The 21,079-nt window shown below is 70.7% G+C and carries 19 protein-coding genes; 13 read left to right on the top strand and 6 right to left on the bottom strand.

All coding sequences use genetic code 11. The features are described 5' to 3' along the window. Positions 1 to 376: 376 nt before the first annotated feature. Positions 377 to 1,159 carry a hypothetical protein gene (locus ACQPY0_RS11305; RefSeq protein ID WP_432987623.1) on the bottom strand — a complete coding sequence of 261 codons (783 nt, stop codon included), beginning with the start codon at positions 1,157 to 1,159 and terminating at the stop codon, positions 377 to 379. Between the two features lie 75 nt (positions 1,160 to 1,234). Between ACQPY0_RS11305 and ACQPY0_RS11310 the strand changes: the two genes are divergently transcribed. Continuing rightward, a complete protein-coding gene (locus ACQPY0_RS11310) occupies positions 1,235 to 2,038 on the top strand; it encodes a DUF3097 domain-containing protein (RefSeq protein WP_432987625.1) in 804 nt (267 codons plus the stop codon). Between the two features lie 158 nt (positions 2,039 to 2,196). Here the strand turns inward: ACQPY0_RS11310 and ACQPY0_RS11315 are convergent, their stop codons facing one another. Next, complete coding sequence (locus ACQPY0_RS11315) at positions 2,197 to 3,513, bottom strand: serine hydrolase domain-containing protein (protein ID WP_432987627.1); 1,317 nt, start codon at positions 3,511 to 3,513, stop codon at positions 2,197 to 2,199. A gap of 120 nt (positions 3,514 to 3,633) precedes the next feature. Between ACQPY0_RS11315 and ACQPY0_RS11320 the strand changes: the two genes are divergently transcribed. Then, on the top strand, positions 3,634 to 4,068 hold the full coding sequence (locus tag ACQPY0_RS11320) for an NfeD family protein (RefSeq protein ID WP_432987629.1): 435 nt from the start codon (positions 3,634 to 3,636) through the stop codon (positions 4,066 to 4,068). A 7-nt stretch (positions 4,069 to 4,075) separates the two neighbouring features. Next, a complete protein-coding gene (locus tag ACQPY0_RS11325; protein WP_432987631.1) occupies positions 4,076 to 5,200 on the top strand; it encodes an SPFH domain-containing protein in 1,125 nt (374 codons plus the stop codon). A gap of 75 nt (positions 5,201 to 5,275) precedes the next feature. On the opposite strand, the gene ACQPY0_RS11330 is transcribed toward ACQPY0_RS11325, so the two are convergent. Continuing rightward, entirely contained in the window at positions 5,276 to 6,073 is a 798-nt protein-coding gene (locus ACQPY0_RS11330; protein ID WP_432987633.1) for a TrmH family RNA methyltransferase, read from the bottom strand. An 80-nt stretch (positions 6,074 to 6,153) separates the two neighbouring features. Here ACQPY0_RS11330 and ACQPY0_RS11335 point away from each other — a divergent pair, with 80 nt between their 5' ends. Then, entirely contained in the window at positions 6,154 to 6,432 is a 279-nt protein-coding gene (locus ACQPY0_RS11335) for a hypothetical protein (protein WP_432987635.1), read from the top strand. Positions 6,433 to 6,522: 90 nt separating this feature from the next. Next, positions 6,523 to 6,810 (top strand): STAS domain-containing protein, encoded by a 288-nt coding sequence (locus ACQPY0_RS11340; protein WP_432987637.1) that lies wholly within the window; start codon positions 6,523 to 6,525, stop codon positions 6,808 to 6,810. Positions 6,811 to 6,861: 51 nt separating this feature from the next. Here ACQPY0_RS11340 and ACQPY0_RS11345 read toward each other — a convergent pair whose 3' ends face one another. Continuing rightward, positions 6,862 to 7,836 carry a sigma-70 family RNA polymerase sigma factor gene (locus ACQPY0_RS11345; RefSeq protein ID WP_432987639.1) on the bottom strand — a complete coding sequence of 325 codons (975 nt, stop codon included), beginning with the start codon at positions 7,834 to 7,836 and terminating at the stop codon, positions 6,862 to 6,864. Positions 7,837 to 7,963: 127 nt separating this feature from the next. Here ACQPY0_RS11345 and ACQPY0_RS11350 point away from each other — a divergent pair, with 127 nt between their 5' ends. Further along, positions 7,964 to 8,794: an alpha/beta fold hydrolase gene (locus ACQPY0_RS11350; RefSeq protein ID WP_432987641.1), complete on the top strand. Its 831-nt coding sequence runs from the start codon at positions 7,964 to 7,966 to the stop codon at positions 8,792 to 8,794. Between the two features lie 276 nt (positions 8,795 to 9,070). Next, positions 9,071 to 11,680 (top strand): rifamycin-inactivating phosphotransferase, encoded by a 2,610-nt coding sequence (rph, locus tag ACQPY0_RS11355; RefSeq protein ID WP_432987643.1) that lies wholly within the window; start codon positions 9,071 to 9,073, stop codon positions 11,678 to 11,680. A 55-nt stretch (positions 11,681 to 11,735) separates the two neighbouring features. On the opposite strand, the gene ACQPY0_RS11360 is transcribed toward rph, so the two are convergent. Further along, entirely contained in the window at positions 11,736 to 12,404 is a 669-nt protein-coding gene (locus ACQPY0_RS11360) for an NADPH-dependent F420 reductase (protein ID WP_432987645.1), read from the bottom strand. 169 nt (positions 12,405 to 12,573) lie between these two features. Here ACQPY0_RS11360 and ACQPY0_RS11365 point away from each other — a divergent pair, with 169 nt between their 5' ends. Further along, a complete protein-coding gene (locus tag ACQPY0_RS11365; RefSeq protein ID WP_432987647.1) occupies positions 12,574 to 14,106 on the top strand; it encodes a PucR family transcriptional regulator in 1,533 nt (510 codons plus the stop codon). A gap of 1 nt (position 14,107) precedes the next feature. Here ACQPY0_RS11365 and ACQPY0_RS11370 read toward each other — a convergent pair whose 3' ends face one another. After that, positions 14,108 to 15,073 (bottom strand): coiled-coil domain-containing protein, encoded by a 966-nt coding sequence (locus tag ACQPY0_RS11370; protein WP_432987649.1) that lies wholly within the window; start codon positions 15,071 to 15,073, stop codon positions 14,108 to 14,110. Positions 15,074 to 15,171: 98 nt separating this feature from the next. Between ACQPY0_RS11370 and ACQPY0_RS11375 the strand changes: the two genes are divergently transcribed. The 5 genes from ACQPY0_RS11375 to ACQPY0_RS11395 all read left to right on the top strand — a co-directional run bounded on the left by ACQPY0_RS11375 (position 15,172) and on the right by ACQPY0_RS11395 (position 20,976). Next, complete coding sequence (locus tag ACQPY0_RS11375; RefSeq protein ID WP_432987651.1) at positions 15,172 to 16,449, top strand: aspartate aminotransferase family protein; 1,278 nt, start codon at positions 15,172 to 15,174, stop codon at positions 16,447 to 16,449. Between the two features lie 351 nt (positions 16,450 to 16,800). Then, positions 16,801 to 17,784: a MurR/RpiR family transcriptional regulator gene (locus ACQPY0_RS11380; protein WP_432987653.1), complete on the top strand. Its 984-nt coding sequence runs from the start codon at positions 16,801 to 16,803 to the stop codon at positions 17,782 to 17,784. Between the two features lie 38 nt (positions 17,785 to 17,822). Then, the gene (locus tag ACQPY0_RS11385; protein WP_432995178.1) at positions 17,823 to 18,575 is read left to right on the top strand and encodes a sugar isomerase domain-containing protein; all 753 of its coding nucleotides are present in this window, start codon (positions 17,823 to 17,825) and stop codon (positions 18,573 to 18,575) included. 22 nt (positions 18,576 to 18,597) lie between these two features. Continuing rightward, positions 18,598 to 20,004, top strand: a complete 1,407-nt coding sequence (ngcE, locus tag ACQPY0_RS11390) for an N-acetylglucosamine/diacetylchitobiose ABC transporter substrate-binding protein (protein WP_432987655.1) — start codon at positions 18,598 to 18,600, stop codon at positions 20,002 to 20,004. 30 nt (positions 20,005 to 20,034) lie between these two features. Beyond that, positions 20,035 to 20,976 carry a carbohydrate ABC transporter permease gene (locus tag ACQPY0_RS11395; protein ID WP_432987657.1) on the top strand — a complete coding sequence of 314 codons (942 nt, stop codon included), beginning with the start codon at positions 20,035 to 20,037 and terminating at the stop codon, positions 20,974 to 20,976. The last annotated feature ends 103 nt before the right edge of the window (positions 20,977 to 21,079 follow it).

Raw genomic sequence — 21,079 nt, forward strand, 5'->3', positions numbered from 1 at the left:
CGCTCGCACGTTCGGCTGGTGGTCCGTGCCGAGTCTTCTTGCGCTTCCGTTTCCGGCTGGTGGTCCGTGCCGGGCTTTTCTTGCGCCTTGGAGCGACCGGCAACAGGCGCCCTGCCTGCATCTCCCCGCCCGCCGTGCGACCGCGGCGCGGCAGGTCCAAGGGGGTGAGGCGCCCGCCGCGACGAGGCGTGATCTTGACCGATTGTCGGTCTCTTCTAGTTGGACCGCGGCCCGTGCCGCTGTGCTCCCGCTGCCGGTCTCTCTTGGACCGCGGCCCGCCGCTGTGCTCCCGCATATCGGATTTATGACCTGTCAGGCGAAAAGTCCGAAAAGTCGTGGCGCGGAGCGCCCGACTTTTCGCGAACCGGGAACGGCCCTACAGCAGCGGGGCGTTGCAGGCGGCGACCAGGGCCCGGCGGCAGGCCGTCGTCAGCGGGCGCAGGGCCGCGTCGCGCTGCTGGACCTCGTAGCCGTTGACCGCGCCGCCCGGGGCCGCGTGTTCGGCCAGCGCCAGCACGCGGTCGAGGATGCTCGCACGGGCGAACAGGCGGCGGGCCCTCGGGTCGTAGCCCGGCGGGAGGTCGGCCGCGGAGTCGGGCTTGCGCAGGGCCTCGATCGCGCCGGCGAGCTCCGGGCGCCACTGGGCGATGTCGAGCTTCGCGAGGGTGCGCGTGGCCGTGGCCAGCTCCGCGGACAGCTCGGCCTCCGCCTCGGCCGTGTTCGGCTCGTGGGTCGCCGGCCGGTCCTGCGGTAGTGCGAACACCTGCCAGCGTACGGTCTCGAACTCGTCGCCCGAGCCCGACGTGTGCAAGCGTACTTCCGGCACGAAGCCCAGGCCGCCCGCGATCACGCCCTCGCCGGCGAGCAGGGCGGCACCGGTGAAGGGGCCCGGGCCCGGCAGGCCGCGGGGGTCGCCGGGTGCGGGGAGCACGAGGCGTACCTCATCCGGGTGCAGCTTCGACAGCGACGCCAGGGCGTCGGCGAGCGGCACGTCGGTCCACGTGCCGGGGACGTCGGAGACCATGTGCTCCTCGTCGCCGGAGATCTCGGCGGCGGCGTCGTCGCACGGCACCAGGCCGGCGCGCCACGCCCGGACCCATGCCACGAAACGCGCCGAGCGGCGCGCCTGGAGGGTCGCCGCGCGTGCTGCGGGGGACATGGGAGCAAGGGTACGTGCTGACGTGCCGGTATGTCTCGCAGGCGAACGGGCCGTCAGCCGATACGCTTCCCGGCCATGGACGTCCTGGCGAACAACGACTGGCGGCGCCGGCGCGCGGTGCCGGTGGTCGAGGCCGAGCTGGAGCTGGTCGTGGAGGACGCCGACTCCGGTTTCTGCGGGGCCGTGGTCGGGTTCGAGTTCGGGGCCGTGGTGCTCGAGGACCGCTTCGGCAACCGGCGCAACTTCCCGCTGGAGCCGGCCGCGTTCCTCCTCGAGGGGCAGACGGTGACGCTCGTACGGCCGGCGCCCGCGCGGGTGGAGCAGCGCAAGCGGACGGCGTCGGGGTCCATCGCCGTGGCCGGGCACTCGGCGCGGGTGGCCCGGCGCAGCCGGATCTGGGTCGAGGGTGTCCACGACGCCGCCCTGGTGGAGCGCATCTGGGGCGACGACCTGCGCATCGAGGGCGTGGTGGTGGAGCCGCTGGAGGGCATCGACGAGCTGGCGGCGGCCGTGCGGGAGTTCTCGCCCGGGCCGGTGGCCCGCCTCGGCGTCCTGGTCGACCACCTGGTGCCCGGCTCGAAGGAGAGCCGGATCGTGGCGGCGGTGCAGTCGCCGTACGTGCTGGTGACCGGGCATCCGTACGTCGACGTGTGGCAGGCCGTGAAGCCCTCCGCCGTGGGCATCCGCGAATGGCCTGTGGTGCCGCCGGGGCGGCCCTGGAAGGAGGGCGTCTGCGCGGCCCTGGGGGTCGCGGAGCCGGCCGACATGTGGCGGCGGATTCTGGCGTCGGTGTCGAGCTTCCGGGACGTGGAGACGCCGCTGATCAACTCGATGGAGCGGCTGATCGACTTCGTGACCGAGCCCGACGAGGATGTCTGAGCGATTTGTCCGGTTAGCTCCGGCTGTACCGCAACGGGAATTTCCGATATGTCGGGCGCTCCGCGCCGCTCCGCTCCGACATATCGGACTTATGCCCTGTCGGGGTATAAATCCGAAAAGTCGTGGCGCGGAGCGCCCGACTTTTCGTAAAGCGCAGCTCAGCGAAGGTCCGGCCACGGGTCCCGGGTGAAGACGAACGTGGCGATGTCCAGCGCCACGACCTCGCCCGAGGCGGAGCGGCGCACCTGCAGGATCTCGCCGTCGTTCTCGCCCGAGCGGCCCCGCCAGCGATCCTGCGCCGGCCCGTCCGGCTCGAAGCGCCACGGGGCGTCGCCCGTCGTCAGCGGCGTGACCACGAGGGCGTCGTCGACCCAGCCGGCCTCGTACTCGCGCCCCATCCACCACCAGCGCCCCGTCAACGGTGCCACGGACGCCGGCGGGGCAGTGCCCGGCCGCCAGGGCGCCGGACGCGCCGGCTCGCGGTCGAGGACCGTCTCCAGCAGGTCCAGGCCGAAGCCGCTCAGCCCGCCGGGGTGATGCATCGTGTACGCGTTCGCGAACGCCACCACCGCGGTGCGCGACGGGCGGTGGACGGCCAGGACCGCGACGTAACCGGGCATCGACCCGCTGTGCCCCACGAACACCCGCTCGCCGCGCCGCCACAGCTGCAGGCCCACGCCGTGGCCCTCGCGCCAGCTCTCCAGGTCGCTCAGGACCACCGGGGCGCACATCTCGGCCACCGTGGCCGGGGCGAGGACGGCGGGGTCGGGGTCGGCCAGGAACGCGGCCCAGCGCGAGAGGTCCTCGACCGTCGACCACAGCTGACCGGCCGGGGCCATGGCGCCCGCGTCCAGGCGGGGCTCCTCGCGCATCTGGTCGAGCCAGGGATGCATGACGTACCCCCTGGCGAACGGCTCCGCCGCGGCGTACGTGGTGCGCTTCAGCCCGAGCGGGCGCAGCAGCCGCTTGTGGACCATCTCCCGCCAGTCCTCGCCGCCGAGGCGGGCGACGACGGCGCCGAGCAGCCCGTAGGCGAGGTTGGAGTAGTGGAAGCCGTGCAGGGGCGGGTACGCGACCTTGTCGGCGGTGAGGGTCGACAGGAACGTGTCGACGTCGGTGCCGGCGTTGCGCTCCCACCAGTCCCCGTCGGGCTCGCGCTGGACGCCGCCGGCGTGGCCGAGCAGTTGGCGCAGGGTCACCGCGCCGACGGGTGTGCCGGGCAGGTGGCGGTACAGCAGGTCGTCGAGCGCCAGCTTGCCCTCGTCGCGCAGGGCGAGCACCAGCGCGGCGGTCATCGTCTTGGTGATCGAGCCGATCCGGAACTGCTGGCCGGCCAGGTACGGCCCGGCCGCGGCCACGTGGGCCGGCGTCCCGTCGCGGACCACGCCCGCGACCAGGGTCGGCACCCGGGCGCTCGCGTGGGCGCGGGCGACCAGTTCGTCGATGCGGGCGGTCGTCTCGGGCAGGAGGGGCACGCGGGTCACGATCAGCCCAACTGCGCACCGGGCGCAAGGGTCGCGGTCGTTTTGCAAGGTTCTCGCAACCGGAGGCTCCCGCGGGCGACGGGACGTGCACCGGCGTGACACGATCGAAGTGTGGATGTCTGGCTGATCGTCTGGTTGATCGTCGGCGCCGCACTCGTCGCGGCGGAGGTCTTCACGACCACGTTCGTGCTGCTGATGTTCGCGATCGGTGCGTTCGCCGCCGCCGGGGCCGCCGCCCTCGGGGCGAACGAGCCGATCCAGGCCGCCGTCTTCGCCGTGGTGAGCGCGCTGTCCTTCGTGGCGGTGCGGCCCACGCTGCGCCGATACATGCACCGCGACGAACGCGACACCCAGATGGGTGTCGAGGCCATCGAGGGTTCGATGGCGCTCGTGCTGGAGGACGTCGACAATGACAGCGGCATGATCAAGATTGAAGGGGAACTCTGGCGCGCCCGGCCCTACGACGTCACGCAGCGCTTCAGCGCCGGCGAGCGGGTCCGGGTGATCGAGATCAAGGGTGCCACCGCAATGGTGTGGAAGGACTGAGGCCCAAGTGGATCCGAGCACGTTCCTGGCGATCGTGGTGATCGTCGCCGCCCTTATCGCCATCATCACCGTGGCCAAGTCGGTGAAGGTCGTACCGCAGCAGGTGGAGTACGTCGTCGAGCGCCTCGGCAAGTACAGCCGGACGCTGACCCCGGGCCTGAACATCCTGGTGCCGTTCATCGACTCGGTCCGCAACAAGGTCGACAAGCGTGAGGCGGTCGTCAACTTCCCGCCCCAGCCGGTCATCACGTCCGACAACCTGGTCGTGTCGATCGACACGGTCCTGTATTTCAAGGTCGTCGACTCCGTCCGCGCGACCTACGAGATCTTCTCCTACCTGCAGGCCATCGAGCAGCTGACCGTGACCACGCTGCGTAACGTCATCGGCTCGCTCGACCTGGAGAAGGCGCTCACCAGCCGTGACGAGATCAACCGTCACCTCTCCGGCGTGCTGGACGAGACCACGGGCCGCTGGGGCATCAAGGTCACCCGCGTCGAGATCAAGGCCATCGAGCCGCCGCCGAGCATCCGCGACTCGATGGAGAAGCAGATGCGCGCCGAGCGCGACCGCCGCGCCGCGATCCTGCACGCCGAGGGCCTCAAGCAGTCCCAGATCCTCACCGCCGAGGGTGAGAAGCAGGCGGCAGTCCTCCGGGCGGAGGGCGAACGGCAGTCCCGCATCCTGACGGCCGAGGGCCAGGCGAAGGCCATCCGCACCGTCGTGGACTCCATCCACCTGGCCAACCCGGACTCGAAGGTGATGGCGTACCAGTACCTGCAGTCCCTGCCCCAGATCGCCGCCGGCCAGTCCAACAAGCTGTGGATCCTGCCGGTCGAGCTGACCAAGGCCCTGGAGGGCATCGGTGGCGCCCTGGGCGGCATCGGCCAGATGTCCAACGACGAGCGCTCCCGCCACGTCGACCAGAGCTCCCTGGAGGAGGCCGAGTCCGCGGAGGTCCTGGAGGCCCGCCGCGCGGCCGAAGAGGCCGCGGCCGCGGCCAACGCGGAGGCCGCCGCGGCGGCCGCCCAGGTCTCGGGCGGCGAGCAGCCGTCCCGCGAGCTGCCCGGCTCCCAGGGCATCCCGGCCACCGTGTACGACCCGGCGCCGGACCAGCACCGCGACAACGCCTGACAGCACGACACCACTGGGGCCGCTCACTCCTCCCGCGGGGGCGAGCGGCCCTGGTCATGCCCCTCGCGTGCGGGGTCAGCGGCAGAGTTCGTAGAAGGCGACCGCGGCCGCCGCGGCCACGTTCAGTGAGTCGACGCCGTTGTGCATCGGGATCACCACGCGGACGTCGGCCGCCTCCATCGCCGCCCGGGTAAGGCCCGGGCCTTCGGCGCCGAGCAGCAGGGCCGTCCGTGAGCGTTGCCGCTCGCTCAGGTCCCGCATCGGGATGGCGTCCGGGGCCAGGGTCATCGCCAGCAGCGTGAACCCGGCCTCGCGAACGGCAGCGAGCGAGGACGGCCAGGGGTCCAGGCGGGCGTACGGCACCGCGAACACCTCGCCCATGCTCACGCGGACACTGCGGCGATACAGCGGATCCGCGCACGACGGCGACAGCAGCACCGCGTCCATGCCCAGCGCCGCCGCGCCCCGGAAGATGGCGCCCACGTTGGTGTGGTTGTTGACGTCCTCCAGGATCGCGACGCGCCGGGCGGACGCGAGGACCTCGAATGCGGTGCGGTCCGGCTTGCGGTGGAAGCTCGCCAGGACGCCGCGGTGGACGTGGAAGCCGGTCGTGGCCTCGAGCACGGCCTGGTCGCCGGCGAAGACGGGGACGTCGTCCAGGGGGAGGCCGTCGAGCTGACCGACGCGTTTGGCGTCCACGAGGACCGAGCGCGGGCGGTAGCCGGCCCGCAGAGCGCGGCGCAGGACGAGCTCGCCCTCGGCGATGAACAGGCCGTTGGGCGGCTCCCACCGGGTGCGCAACTCGACGTCGGTGAGCGCCCGGTAGTCGCCGAGGCGCTCGTCGTCGTCGGTGATCGTCTCGATGGTCGGCACCCGGTCAATTCTGCCTTGCGCCGGGGACGGGGAGTCATCGCGTCCCGCACGGGGCAGCGGGTGGTAGGTGGACGTTTGCGATGGTGCTGGCCATTCTGCCGGTGATAAAGTCCCGGGCTGCGCGGCGATTTGATTTGAGGAGAACATCGATGAGCCAACCGCGACCAAGTGGGGCGTCGCGCGCCAAGCTGCGTGTCGCGATCATCGTGGCTCTTCCCGTGGCATTCGTCTTTGGTTGGTTTCTCGCGGGCCTCGATGTATCGCAACCCGTCGCCATGGCGATCTGTGCGGTGCCGCTCGCAGTCTTTGTGGCCTGGTACGTTCGGGAACGTTTGAAGCTGCGCGACACCCGTAAATGACCATACGTTCCGGCGGCTGGCGGCTCGTACACCCTTGACCCGAAGCCGGCGCAGCGATGAGTTCCGCGGCCGCGGGCGGTCCTACCGGGGATGGGCACCGAGGCGAGGTTCCTGCTGGGCGCGGCGGTCACCCGCGCGGACATCCCGGTCCTGTGCGGTGACCTCGCGCAGTTGCTGCGCGGCACCGGCCCCGGCGTCGTGCACTGCGACGTGGCCGCCGTCGCGCGCCCGGACGCGGTCACGGTCGAGGCGCTGGCCCGGCTGCACCTCACCGCGCGCCGGCACGGCCGGCGGCTCGTCGTCACCGGGGCCGGCCCCCACCTGCGGCAGCTCATCACGCTGATCGGGCTCGACGCCCCGTTGATCGAGCGGCCGTGACGAGCGTGACGGCGTTCGGGTGGCGGCCGGGAGCGGACCACGACGGCAGTGTCAGTCCAGGTGGGCCGGCAGGCCGAACAGCGGGAACAGCCGCTGCGTGTCGAGGAAGTTGTTGAGCGCGGCGATCCGCCCGCCGGACAGCTCCAGCACGATCAGCGCCCACGGGTCGTGTCCGGCACCGGTGAGGCTCGGGCGGTACTGCCCGAACGCCGGCATCCCGTTCGCCGTCACCGGCACCAGACGGGACCCGCGGCAGCCGCTGCCCGTGCCCAGCATCCACGCGACGATGTCGGCGGGGCCGCGCAGCCACAGCGGCACCGGCGGCATCGACAGCGTCGCGTCCTCGCGCAGCAGCGCCGTGAGCGCCTCCAGGTCGTACGCCTCGAACGCCTGCACATACCGCGCCAGCAGCGCCTTCTGCTCCTCGTCGAGAGGGTCGGCGGCGGCGGTGACGTCGGTGGCCGCGAGCGTCGCCCGGGCCCGCTGCAGGGCACTGTTGACGCCGGCCACCGACGTGTCGAGCAGGTCGGCGACCTCCTGTGCCGACCACGCGAGGACCTCCCGCAGGATCAGCACGGCCCGCTGCCGCGGCGGCAGGTGCTGCAGCGCGGCGACGAACGCCAGCTGGACCGACTCGCGCGCGGCGACCACGTCGGCCGGGTCGGCGATCTCCGGCAGCACCCGCCCGTCCGGCACCGGCCCCAGCCAGATCTGCTCGGGGCGCGGCTCACCCGGATCGCTCGCCCGCCCCGACCCCGCCGGACCGAGATCCATCGGCCGTACCCGCCGCTGCGCGCTGCCCAGCATGGTCAGGCACACGTTCGTCGCGATACGGTACAGCCAGGACCGCAGCGCCGAGCGCCCCTCGAACCGTTCGAAACCCCGCCAGGCCCGCACGAACGTGTCCTGGACGGCGTCCTCGGCCTCGAACGCCGAGCCCAGCATCCGATAGCAGTATCCGGTCAGCTCCGTGCGGTACGGCTCCAGCTGCGACTCGATCGACGTGCTTGCCGCCACATCGCTCATCATCCGAACCTAGCCGAGGCGGCGCGGAAAATTTCCCCGCCTCGAGCGATGAGTTCTCCGTGCACGCCTGGTCTGAACCGGCGACAGTACGAACTGCAGGCCCTGAACAGACCTTGAGGAGCAGATCATGACCGCCGCCGAGTGGAGCGCCGACACCGCCGGATCTGGGCAGTACGCCGAGGTCAACGGCATCAATCTGTACTACGAGACCCACGGCGGCGGACGCCCGATGATCCTGCTGCACGGCGGTCTCGGCTCTGGCGAGATGTTCGGGCCGATCCTGCCCGTCCTGGCCGGCCACCACCAGGTCATCGCCGTCGACCTGCAGGGCCACGGCCGCACCGCCGACATCGACCGGCCGCTCGCGGTCCCCCTGATGGCCGACGACGTCGCCGCCCTCATCGACCACCTCGGCCTGGACCAGCCCGACGTCGTCGGCTACTCCCTCGGCGGCGGCGTCGCCCTCCAGGTCGCGATCCGGCACCCGGAGAAGGTCGGCCGGCTGGTCTCCGCGTCGGCCAACATCCGCCGCGATGCGATCTACCCGGAGATGCTGCAGCAGCAGGGCCAGGTGAGCGCGGCCGCCGCCGAGTTCATGAAGGACACCCCGATGTACGAGCTGTACCAGCGGGTCGCGCCCCGCCCCGGGGACTTCCCGCGGCTGCTGGACAAGATCGGCGAGGCGATGGCGAAGGACTTCGACTACACCGAGGAGGTCCGCGGCCTGCAGGTCCCCACCCTCATCGTCGCCGCCGACGCCGACATGGCGCCCCCGAGCCACTACGCCGAGGTCTTCAACCTCCTCGACGGCGGCCTGCGCGACGGCGGCTGGATGGGCGAGGGCCGCCCGAAAGGCGGCCACGCGCTGGCCATCCTGCCCGGCCTGACCCACTACGACATCTTCCTGTCCCCGCTGTTCGCCGCGGCCACCCTCGCGTTCCTCGATCAGGACCGCTGAGCCAGGACCGCCGAACCGGGGCAACGCCGGCCGCCGCCACACGGGGGGCGGCGGCCGGCTGTGCCGGTCTTGCACCGCCGGACGACAAAAGTAAAGGCAGGGAAATCTATTCCCCTGCCACTTTCAACGTATAACACACCGGGGGGCTTGTGGCAAGACCCGGGTCTTGCCGCAGAATCGTCGGCCGGGCTGAGCGCCGACGAGGAGACGGGTGAACAAGGTGTGTGTGCTGGAGGTACGGGCGCAGCGGACGGCCGACATTTCGGAGGTGTCGAGATGATCGGGCAGTACGTGCTGGGTCTGCACGAGGTTGACGAGACGCACGTCGCGGTCGTTGGCGGCAAGGGCGCGCACCTGGGGGCGCTGTCGCGGATCGACGGCATCCGCGTGCCGGCCGGCTTCTGCGTGACGACGGACGCGTTCCGGCGGATCATCGCGGAAGGGCCTTCGATCGAGGGTCGGCTCGATGATCGGCTCGATGAGCTGTCGCGGCTGGACCCGGATGACCGGGAGGCGATCCGCACCCGTAGCGCGCAGATCCGCCGGATCATCGAAGGCAACGCCATTCCTGGCGATCTCGCGGCGGCGATCACGCGCGCTCTCGCCCAGTTCGGCGAGCAAGCTGCCTACGCCGTCCGGTCCAGCGCGACGGCAGAGGACTCGCCGACGGCCTCGTTCGCGGGCCAGCACGACACGTACCTCAACGTCGTGGGGCCGGCCGCGATCCTCCAGCACGTCAGCTGGTGCTGGGCCGCGCTTTTCACCGAGCGGGCCGTGATCTACCGCCAGCGCAACGGCATCGACCACCGTACGGTCCACATGGCCGTGGTCGTGCAGCGGATGATCCGGCCGGAGGCGTCCGGCATCCTGTTCACCGCGGACCCCGTCACGGGCAACCGGAAGGTCGCCTCCGTGGACGCCGGCTTCGGCCTGGGCGAGGCCCTGGTCTCCGGTCTGGTGAACGCGGACGTGATCAAGGTGCGCGACGGCGAAGTCATCGCCAAGGCGATCGCCGCCAAGCAGCGGGCCATCCACGCCCGGCCGGCAGGCGGGACGCGGGAAGAGGCGATCGAGGCGGAGCGGCAGCGGCGGCCGGCGCTGACCGACGCGCAGGCCGTGCGGCTCGCGCAGCTCGGCCGGCGGATCGAGGCGCATTTCGGCTGTCCCCAGGACATCGAGTGGTGCCTGACCGGCGAGGACTTCCACATCGTCCAGAGCCGGCCGATCACCACGCTGTTTCCCGTTCCGCCGGCCGGCGACCGAGACAACCACGTCTACCTGTCCGTCGGTCACCAGCAGATGATGACCGACGCCATGAAGCCCTTGGGGCTCTCGATGTGGCAGCTGACGGCCATGGCGCCGATGCTTGAGGCCGGCGGGCGGCTGTTCGTGGACGCCACCCGGCGCCTGGCCTCGCCAACGAGCCGGGCTGGCTTCCTGGAGCTCATGGGTAAGTCCGATCCGCTGACCGCGGACGCGCTGCGGACCATCCTCGACCGCGGCGACTTCGTCGCGTCGCTTCCGGACGCCGGACCCGGCGGGCCGCCGCCCGGCCGCGCACCCGCCCCGATCGAGACCGATCCGGCGATCGTCACGGAGCTGATCGAGCGCAGCCAGGCGTCCATCGCCGCCCTGCGGCGCGATGTCCGGACGGCCCGCGGACCGGCGCTGTTCGACTTCCTGCGGGAGGCCTTCGAGGAGCACAAGCGAGTCCTCGGTGATCCGCTGAGCGTGCAGGCGATCATGGCGGGGATGGAGGCCACGTGGTGGCTCAACGACAAGCTGCGGGAGTGGCTGGGCGAGACGAACGCGGCCGACACCCTCACGCTGTCCGCCCCCGGCAACATCACGTCGGAGATGGGGCTGGCGCTCCTCGACGTCGCCGACGTGATCCGCCCGTATCCGGACGTGGTGGCGTTCCTGCGCGATGTCGGGGACGAGGGCTTCCTGGACGAGCTGCCGAAGCTCGCGGGCGGGACCGAAGCGCGCGAGGCCATCGAGGCCTACCTCGACAAGTACGGCATGCGCTGCGTCGGCGAGATCGACATCACGAGGCCGCGCTGGAGCGAGCGCCCCTCCACACTCGTGCCCGTGATCCTCGACAACGTCAGGAACTTCGAGCCGGGCGCCGCCGAGCGGCGCTTCGAGCAAGGGCAGCAGGAGGCGGAGAAGAAGACGCAGGAGGTGCTCGAACGCGTGCGGGCCCGGCCCGACGGGGAGCGTAAGGCCGGCGAGGTCGAGCGGATGATCGAGCGGGTCCGGACCTTCATCGGCTACCGGGAGTACCCGAAGTACGCCATCGTGAGCCGCTACTTCGTCTACAAGCAGGCGTTGCTGGCCGAGGCCGAGCGCCTCGTGCGGGCCCGGGTGATCCGCGAGCTGGAGGACGTCTTCTTCCTCACGTTCCAGGAGTTCCACGACGTCGTGCGCACGAACCGGGCGGACGACCGGCTCATCCGCCGGCGCAAGGACGTGTTCCGTTCGCACCAGGCGCTCACGCCGCCCCGGGTGCTCACATCGGACGGCGAGGCCATCGCCGGGGTGTACCGGCGCGACGACGTGCCGCCCGGCGCGCTCGTCGGCCTGCCGGTCTCCGCCGGGACGGTCGAAGGGCGGGCCCGCGTCATCCTGGACATGGCCGAGGCCGATCTCGAACCGGGCGACATCCTCGTCACGCCCCACACGGACCCGAGTTGGACGCCCCTCTTCGTCGCCATCGCGGGCCTGGTGACGGAGGTCGGCGGATTGATGACGCACGGTGCGGTGATCGCGCGGGAGTACGGCCTGCCGGCCGTCGTCGGCGTGGTGGACGCCACCCGGCTGATCCCCGACGGGCAGCGGATCCGCTTGCACGGGACCGGCGGCTACGTCGAGATGCTGCACTGACCGTGCCGCGGCGCCCGCCCACGCGGCACGTGGGCGGGCGCCGCGGCACGCCGGCTCAGCGTTGCGCCTTGGCCACCGCCGCCCGGACGGTCTCCGCGCTCGCCGAGGTGCCCACCGGGTCGCTGAACTCGCCGTAGGGTGCGCCGTACACGGGGGTGCCCGGCTGGGTGCGCCAGCTGTCGGCGAGGGTCCCCACGTCGACGGTGCCGAAGCCGATGGCGTCCAGGAACGCGGCCGCGGCCCGCTTCGCCTCGGCGTCGTCGCCCGCGATCGGCAGGGCGGTGCGATCGGCGGCCCCGGACGGGCGGGCCAGCGACTCCAGGTGCTTGAAGAAGATGTTGTTGAAGCCCTTGACCACCTTCGCGTCCGCCAGGTGACGCTGCAGCAGCTCGCTGCTGGTCGTCGACGCGGCGTCCAGCTCCGGGAACTGCCCGTCGCGCTCCGGGTAGTAGTTGTTGGTGTCGATGACCACCTTGCCGGCCAGCGGCTCGGCCGGCACGTCGCGATATGCCTTCAGCGGCACGGTCACCACCACGATGTCGCCCGCCGAGCCGGCATCAGCCGGCCGGCCCGCCCGCGCGCGCGGCCCGAGCTCGGCGACCAGATCCGCCAGGGTCTCGGGACCCCGCGAGTTGCTCAACACCACGTCATAGCCGGCCGCAACCGCCAGCCGCGCCACCGTGCCCCCGATGTGGCCACTACCGATAAGCCCGATCGTCGTCATACCGCCGACAACCCAGTGCTCCCGTCGCGAATTCCGGGCGCCAGGGTGATATGGCGGACCCTTGTGTGGGATCGGCCGCACGCTTCCGGGGTTCTGCCTGGCCGGGGGAAGGGAACCGGCAAGCGGTCAGTTGGGCCATGGGGCCGATTCTGCTTGTACGATCCCGCTGATGTTTCCGACCGTCCGCGAGGTGCTCGACCTGGAGCCGGTACGCAACGGCGCCCCGCGGGTCGTCGCGGGCGAGCGCGGGCTCGACCAGGCCGTTCGCTGGGTGCACAGCTCCGAGGTGCCGGACATCGCGACGCTGCTGCGCGGCGGGGAGCTCGTGCTGACCACCGGGATCGGGCTGCCGCCGGACGAGGCGGGGCTGCGGCAGTACGTCAGCGACCTCGCCGGGATCGGGGCGTGCGGGCTCGCCGTCGAGCTCGGCCGGCGCTACGCCCGCCGGCTGCCGGCCGCCATGGTGCGCGCCGCCGACGAACTCGGGCTCCCGCTGGTCGAGCTGCACCGCGGCACGCCGTTCGTGGCGATCACCGAGGCCGTCCACTCGATGATCATCGACACCCAGCTGGCCGAGTTGCGCGCGACGGAGGAGATCCACCAACGTTTCACCGACCTCTCGGTCGAGGGCGCCGGCCCGGCCGAGGTCGTCGCGCAGGCCGCCGTGCTGGCCGGGGCGCCGGTGGTGCTGGAGAACCTGTCGCGGCAGGTGCTCGCGTACTCCGCGGCGGGCGGCTCCGCGCAGCTGCTGCTGGCCAGCTGGGAGGCGCACTCGCGGGCGATCCGGCCGCCGGGGCGCACCGGCTTCGACGCGGGCTCCGGGTGGCTGGTGACCGCCGTGGGCGCGCGCGGGCAGGACTGGGGGCGGCTGTTGATGCGGGTGCCCTCGGCGGAGGCGCGGTACGTCATCCTGATCGAACGCGCGGCCTCGACCCTCGCCCTGGGCCGCCTGATCGACCCCGACCCCGAAGGGCCGCAGCGCACGCTGCTCACCGCCCTGCTCAACCACACGATGCCGGTCGAGGAGGTCATGCTGCGCGCCCGGGCGCTGGGTGTGCCGCTGGAGCGCCGCCACCTGGTCGGCCTGGTGCTGCGCCCGGCGCTGGCGGCCGCTGCGGAGCGGGTCCTGTCGGAGATGTCGGTCAAGGCCCTCGTCGGCACTCTGGACCAGCATTCCGCGGGTGTACTGCTGACGCTTCGCGACCGCTCCGAGGAGCCCGAGACCCTGCGGCGGTTCGCGGAACGCCTGCAGCGCTCGGACGGCTCCGTGGTGATCGCGGCCGGCGAGGGCGTGTCGACTCCGCGTGAGGCGCGCCGGTCGCTGGTCGAGGCCGCCCAGGTCGCCGAGGCGGTGCGGCACCCGGCGACGGGCGTGGTGCGCCTGACCGACGTGGGTCTGGCCGGCCTGCTGCACATGCTGCGCGACGAGCCCCGCCTGCAGACGTTCGTGGAGCGCGAGCTGGGCCCGCTGCTGGCCTACGACGCCCGCCACCCGCGCGAGCAGCTGGTGGAGGTGCTGCGCGCGTATCTGGACTGCGGGCGCAACAAGTCCGCGGCGGCCGAGCACAGCCACCTGTCCCGACCGGCCTTCTACGAGCGCCTGGCCAAGATCGGCAAGATCCTCAGCGCCGACCTCGACTCGGTGCGGTCCTGCCTGTCCCTGCACGTGGCACTGCTGGCCCTGGACGCCCTGCGCAGCTGACCTACTGCATCGAGATGTGTACGTGGTTGTAGTGGTCGCCGGCGGGGGTGCCGTCGCCGCCGTAGGATTTCCAGCCGCTGCTCGGTTGCCAGATGCGTTTGTACCAGATCACGTATTTCACGCCGAGGTTCTTGGCGTTGGCCAGTGCCCAGGCGGCCAGGTTGTCGCCGTAGGTCTTGTCGGCGCCGGTCGCCCGGGCGTTGACGAAGGTCGAGGCGTTGGCGGAGAAGTCGCAGGCCTTGCCGAGGGGGTGGTCGCCGCCCCCGCCGCTGCGGTAGCACGACGTGTAGTGCGTGAACCCGGCGCGGCGCGCCTCGTTGTAGGCGTTGAGCATGCGCGGGGAGATGCAGCCGCTCGTCGTCGGGTCGTCGAGGGTGCAGCCCTCCTTCGGATACGAACCGTCGGAGTTGCGGGCGCCCGAGTTGGTCGTGACCTTGCCGCCGGAGGGGGCGCCCGAGCCCGCGTCCGCGCCGCCGCCGGCCTTGCGCAGGGCGTCCTCGGCCGCCTTCTTGTTGGCCTCCATGACCTTCAGCTGGGCCTGCTGGTTGGCCACGGCCGCGTCGATGTCCTTGCGCTGCTGCTCCAGCTGCCGCTGGGCCTCGGTGACCTGGCGCAGCTGGTTGTTCTCCTGCTGCAGCATGTACTCGACCGTGACCATGTTGTGCAGCATGTCGTCGGGGTTGTCGGCGCCGATGACGACGTTGACGATGCTGACGCGGTGGCCGCGATACGCCGCGTTGGCGATCGTCGCCGTGGAGGCCTGCAACTCGCCGAGGCGGGCCTGCGTCTTGCCCATCTGGTCAGAGATCGCCGCCTGATCGGCCACCGACTTGTCCAGGCGGCCCTTGGCGTCGTTGTACTCCGCGGTCGCCTTGTCCAGAGCCTGACGCACGGTGAGGTTCTGGCCGCCGTCCTCGTCCGCGCCGGGGGTTGGTTCCGCGGTTGCGGGGTTACCGAACGTGGCCACCAGAACCAACGTAGTGACCAACAGCGTGAGGAATCGTCTCGGTGCCGTCAACATCGCGGGACAGCATATCGAAGCGCCCTGAAAACGCCAGCGCGAGAATGTACGGCATGGATGACCTTCTCGCCCGCCATCGGCGGGTCATGCCCGCCTGGATGCCCGTGTACTACGAGGAGCCGATCGAGCTCGTCACCGGTAAGGGTGCCCGGGTCACGGACAGTGATGGAAAAACGTATCTGGATTTCTTCGGCGGGGTGCTGACCAACTCGCTCGGTTACGATCTGCCGGAGGTGCGCGAGGCGGTCGAGCGGCAGCTGCGCACCGGGATCGTGCACACCTCCACGCTGTACCTCATCCGGGCGCAGGTGGAGCTGGCCGAGAAGATCGCGAAGCTGTCGGGGATCCCCGACGCGCGGGTGTTCTTCACCAACTCGGGCACCGAGGCGAACGAGGCCGCGCTGCAGGTCGCCACCAACAAGCGCGGCAGCAACAGCATCCTGGCGGTGCGCAACGGCTACCACGGCCGCACGGCGGCGACGATCGCGGTGACCGGCAACCGGGCCTGGTCGGCGTCGGCGTACAGCCCGTACAACGTGAGCTACCTGCACTCCGGGGACCGCCTGCGCGGACTGCTGCGGGGCATGAGCGACGAGCGGCACCTCGAAGCGGCCGAGGAGGACCTCCGCGAGGTGCTCGCCACCACGACCGCCGGGCCGGTCGCGTGCCTGATCGCCGAGCCGATCCAGGGCGTCGGCGGGTTCACGCACGGGCCGGACAAGCTGATGGCGGTGTGGCAGCGGGTGCTGGACGAGCACGGCATCCTGCTCATCTCCGACGAGGTGCAGACCGGCTGGGGCCGCACCGGCGAGCACTTCTGGGGCTACCAGGCGCACGGCGTCACGCCGGACCTGCTCACGTTCGCCAAGGGCATCGGCAACGGCTTCGCCCTGGCCGGGGTGGTCGGGCGCGCGGAGGTGCTGGAGTCGGTGCAGGGCATCTCGTTCTCGACGTTCGGCGGCAACCCGATCGCCACGGCGGCCGGCAACGCGGTGCTGGACTACATCGTCGAGCACGACCTGCAGGCCAACGCGGCGCGGATGGGCGCGATCCTGCTCGGCGGCCTGCGCGCGGTCGACAGCCCGATCATCGCCGAGGTGCGGGGCCGAGGGCTCATGATCGGCGTGGAGCTGACCAGCGTGGCCGCCACCACCGCGGTGTTCGAATCCTGCAAGCGTGACGGCCTGCTGGTCGGTAAGGGCGGGCTGTACGGCACGACGCTGCGCATGGGCCCGCCGCTGAACCTCACCGAGGCCGAGGCGCGCGAGGGTTTGGAAATTCTGACCAACGCCCTGCACGAACACGGAACTGTTTCGAACTGAGAACGCCCAGGTCAACACGAAGATCAACGACAGGGCCGAACCCGCTCAGAAGGGCTGGTTCGGCCTTTTCGCTGGAAACCGGTGGAATCCCGCCCAGTCGGCGCTTGTAACAAATCGGGCGTAGTTCGCGGGGCCCCGGCCGTCACGCCGGTCTCGGGTGGTCTCCTGGGGCGGGCGGCGGGCGCGCTCGCGTCAAGATCGACATCTAGTCTGAGCTGGGCTTTTAGGTGCCTTTAAGATCCACTCGGCAGGTAACAGTTTGAAAACTTCACCCAACTCCTTGACAAGAAGGGCCCCGCAGTAAGAACTTTTACCACTAACAGTTAAGGAACCTTGCTGAAAGGGATCGAGATGGTGTCTCGCGAGGAACTCACGGCGGTGCCGGCCGCTGTCAGTGCCCCCGTGCTGACCCCCTCGGGCCTGGCCGTCCCGGTGTCGCCGGCCGATGGCAACGGCGAGAGCGTCCTGGTCCGGGTCCGCGCCGGGCTGCCCGAGTTCACCGGCGCCCTGCAGCGCGTGGCCGAGCTGATCCTGGCCGACCCCGCCGCCGCGGCCCGCTCGACGATCGTCGAGCTCGCCGAGCGCAGCGGCACCTCCCCGGCCACCGTGACCCGCTTCTGCCGGGCGCTGGGCTTCGTCGGCTACGCCGACCTGCGGCTGGCGATCGCCGGCGAGACCGGCCGGGCCGCCCGCACCGGCGGCTGGACGATGGACATCGGGCGCGAGATCCAGCCGACCGATCCCCTCGAGCGCGTGCTCGGCCAGATCATGGCCGCCGACACGCAGGCGATGCACGACACCGCGTCGCTGCTGGACTTGGCCGAGGTCGAGCGCGCCGCGGAGGCCATCGCCCGCGCCGACCGGGTCGACATCTACGGCGCGAGCGGCAGCGCGCTGGTCGGCGGGGAGATGCAGTTCTGCCTGCACCGCATCGGCATCGCCGCCTGGGCCTGGACCGACGTGCACAACGGCCTGGCCAGCGCGGCGCTGCTCAAGGCCGGCGACGTGGCCCTGGGCGTCTCGCACAGTGGGCAGACCCGCGAGACGATCGAGATGATCGCCGAGGCGAGCAGCCGGGGCGCGACGACGATCGCGCTGACCAGCTTCCCGCGCTCGCCGCTGGCCGAGGTCGCCGACATCGTCCTGCTCACCGCGACGCAGGCGACCACCTTCCGGCCGGACGCCCTCTCGGCCCGGCACCCGCAGCTCGTGGTGCTCGACCTGCTGTACATCGCGGTCGCCCAGCGCACCCACGAGCGCGCCCACGCAGCGTTCTCCGTCACGGCCCAGGCGGTCGCCGGTCACCGGTCGGCGTCCGGAAAGGAAGCGTCGTGACCACTATCCAGGACGCTCGCGCGAGAAAGGGCGACGGGATGGCCGTCACCGCTCACGGTTACGTCTCCGCGATCCAGTCGGTCATCGACCGGATCGCCCTCACCCAGGTCGACCCCGTCAGCCAGGCGGCCGACCACATCACCGCCGCGCTGCGCGCCGGCGGCCTCCTCCAGGCGTTCGGCACGGGACACTCCGAGGCGGTGGCGGTGGACTTCGCCGGCCGCGCCGGGGGCCTCGTGCCGACGAACAAGATTCTCCTTCGGGACCTCGTCGTCTACGGCGGCGCGGACCCGAAGATCCTCGAAGACGAGAAGCTGGAGCGCGATCCCAGTATCGCGGGCCGGCTCTACGAGATCGCCGCGCCGCGTCCCGAGGACGTGTTCGTGATGGCCTCACAGTCGGGGATCAACGGGGGGATCGTCGAGATGGCGCTGCTGATCAAGCAGCGCGGGCACAAGTTGATCGCCATCACATCGGCCGAGCACACCGCCCGGGTGTCCCCCAGGCACCCGTCGGGCCAGCGGCTCGCCGACATTGCCGACGTCGTGCTGGACAACGGCGCGCCGTACGGCGACGCACTGCTGTCGCTGGATAGCGGCGGCGCGGTCTGCCCGGTCTCGTCGGTCACCAACGCGCTCATCGCGCAGCTGGTGGTCGCCGAGGTCGTGCGACGCATCGAGGCCGCGGGCGAGGTGGCTCCCGTCTACCTGTCCGCAAACGTCCCCGGCGGGGACGAGCACAACCACACCCTCGAGTCGCGGTACGCCGGGCGTGTCCGGCGAACCGCCTGACCCGAACCGAGGAGACCCCCATATGTCCAACGAACTGAATCGTCGTACCGTCCTGCGGCGCGCGGCGGCTGCGGGCCTGCTCGCCACGCCGGCCGCCGGGCTGCTCTCCGCCTGTGCCGGTTCCGACTCCGGGTCCGACAACAAGGACAGCAACACCGGCACCAAGTCGGCCGACAATCCGTTCGGCGTCAAGGACGGCACCACCGTCAAGGTCGTCGTCTTCGACGGCGGTCTGGGCACCGAGTACGCGAAGAAGGACATCACGATCTTCAACGCGAAGCACGCGAACGTCACGGTGAACCAGAGCGCGACCCAGAAGATCAAGACGCAGGAGCAGCCGAAGATGGCTACCACTCCCAGCGACCTGATCAACAACGCGGGCGCCGACCAGATGGACCCCAGCACGCTGATCAACGAGGGCGCGATCCAGCCCCTCGACGACCTGCTCGACGCCCCCGCGTGGGACGGCAACGGCAAGGTCCGCGACACGCTGCTGCCCGGCACGATCAACGACGGCACCTTCCAGGGCAAGCTCTACGCGCTGAAGTACGCCTACACGGTGTACGGCATGTGGTACGACGCCGCCCTGTTCGAGAAGAACGGCTGGACCGCGCCGAAGACGTGGGCCGACTTCTTCACCCTGGCCCCGAAGATCAAGGCCGCCGGCATCGCGCCGTTCGTCTACGACGGCGTGCACGGCTACTACCCGCGCTGGCACATCATGCAGACCGTGTGGAACGCGGCCGGCAAGCAGGCCGTCGTCGACATCGACAACCTCAAGCCCGACGCGTGGAAGGCCCCGGGCATCCTCGAGGGCCTGCAGAACATCGAGAAACTGGTCAAGGACCAGCTGATCCTGGCCGGCTCCCAGGGCCTCAACCACACCCAGTCGCAGCAGGCGCACCTGGACCGCAAGGCCGCCTTCATCCAGCTGGGCACCTGGTACAAGAACGAGATGGCGAAGACCCTTCCGCCGGACTTCAAGCTGACCCTGTCGAACTACTGGGACGTGGCCAGCCCCAAGGCGCCCGGTGCGGTCTTCGCCGGCGCGGGTGAGGACTGGGTCGTCCCGGCGAAGGCGGAGAACGCCGCCGGCGCGAAGGAGTACCTGCGCGCGATGCTGTCCACCGAGGGTGCCGGCACCTTCGCCTCGCTCACCAAGTCGCTCTCGTCCGTCAAGGGCTCCGGCGACAAGGTGGACGACCCGGCGCTGGCCTCGGCGAACACCCTCATGAAGAGCGCCCCGGCGGAACTCATCTCGTTCAAGTTCGCGGACTTCTACGCCGACTACGACAAGGAGAGCGGCAACCTCGCCGAGGACCTGATGGCCGGTCGTACCGACGCCGCGGGGTTCGTGAGCAAGATGCAGGCGGCCGCCGACAAGATCGCCAAGGACTCGAACATCAAGAAGCAGACCCGCACCAACTGACCCCGTTTCCCGGTTAGGTAGTGACTGATCATGCGGCACGGTAAAGCGCGGTTCGTGACGGGCTTCCTCGCCCTACCAGTACTGCTCTACGTGTTCTACGTGGTGTGGCCGTTCGCCCAGGCGGTGGGGTACTCCCTCACCGATTGGGGCGGTTTGTCGGGCAAGCAGAACTTCGTGGGCGTGGACAACTACGTCCGCGTGTTCAAGGACGAGCTCGTGCACAAGGCCTTCTGGCACAACGTGTTCTTCCTGGTCACCGTGCCGCTGTTCACGATCCTGCTGGCCCTGTTCTTCGCGTTCCTGCTCAACGTGGGCGGGCGCGGGAACAGGGCCGGCATCCAGGGGGTCTTCGGGTCCAGCGTCTACAAGGTCATCTTCTTCTTCCCCCAGGTGCTCTCCCTGGTCCTGATCGCTGTCATGTGGCAGCAGATCTACCGCACCGACGACCAGGGCCTGCTCAACGGCCTGCTCATCAAGTTCGGGCTGATCGACCCCCAGCACCCGAACCTCTTCGTCGCCGACCCCACCCCGATCCTCGGCATCCCCGCCGTACTGTGGTGGCTGCTCATCATCGCGGTCTGGAGCGGCGTCGGCTTCTACATGGTCCTGTTCTCCGCGGCGATGCAGGGCATCCCCAAGGAGATCTACGAGGCCGCGCTGCTTGACGGCGCCGGCCGCGTGCACACCTTCGTGCGCATCACGCTGCCGCTGCTGCGGGACAACATCTCGGTCGCCTGGGTCTACCTGGGCATCACCGCGCTGGACATGTTCGCCCTGGTCTACGTCATGACCCCCAGCCAGGGCGGCCCCGACCACGCCTCCGAGATCTTCGCCTCGGTGATCCAGTTCACCGCCTTCAACCGCGGTCAGTTCGGCTACGCCTGCGCCCTCGGCGTGACGCTCGCGATCTTCACGATGCTGATCGCCGCCCTCCAGCTGCGGTTTACCCGCCGCGAACGAATCGAGTTCTGACATGGCTGACGTGGTGGTGAACGACAGGCGGACGGCCCCGGCCGGGAATGGCGGCCACGCGGCACCGAAGGCCCCCTCGGAGCCGCTCCGGCTCGGCGACCGG

The sequence above is a fragment of the Dactylosporangium sp. CA-233914 genome (genome assembly GCF_050942935.1).
In the GTDB taxonomy this organism is placed as follows: Bacteria; Actinomycetota; Actinomycetes; order Mycobacteriales; family Micromonosporaceae; genus Dactylosporangium.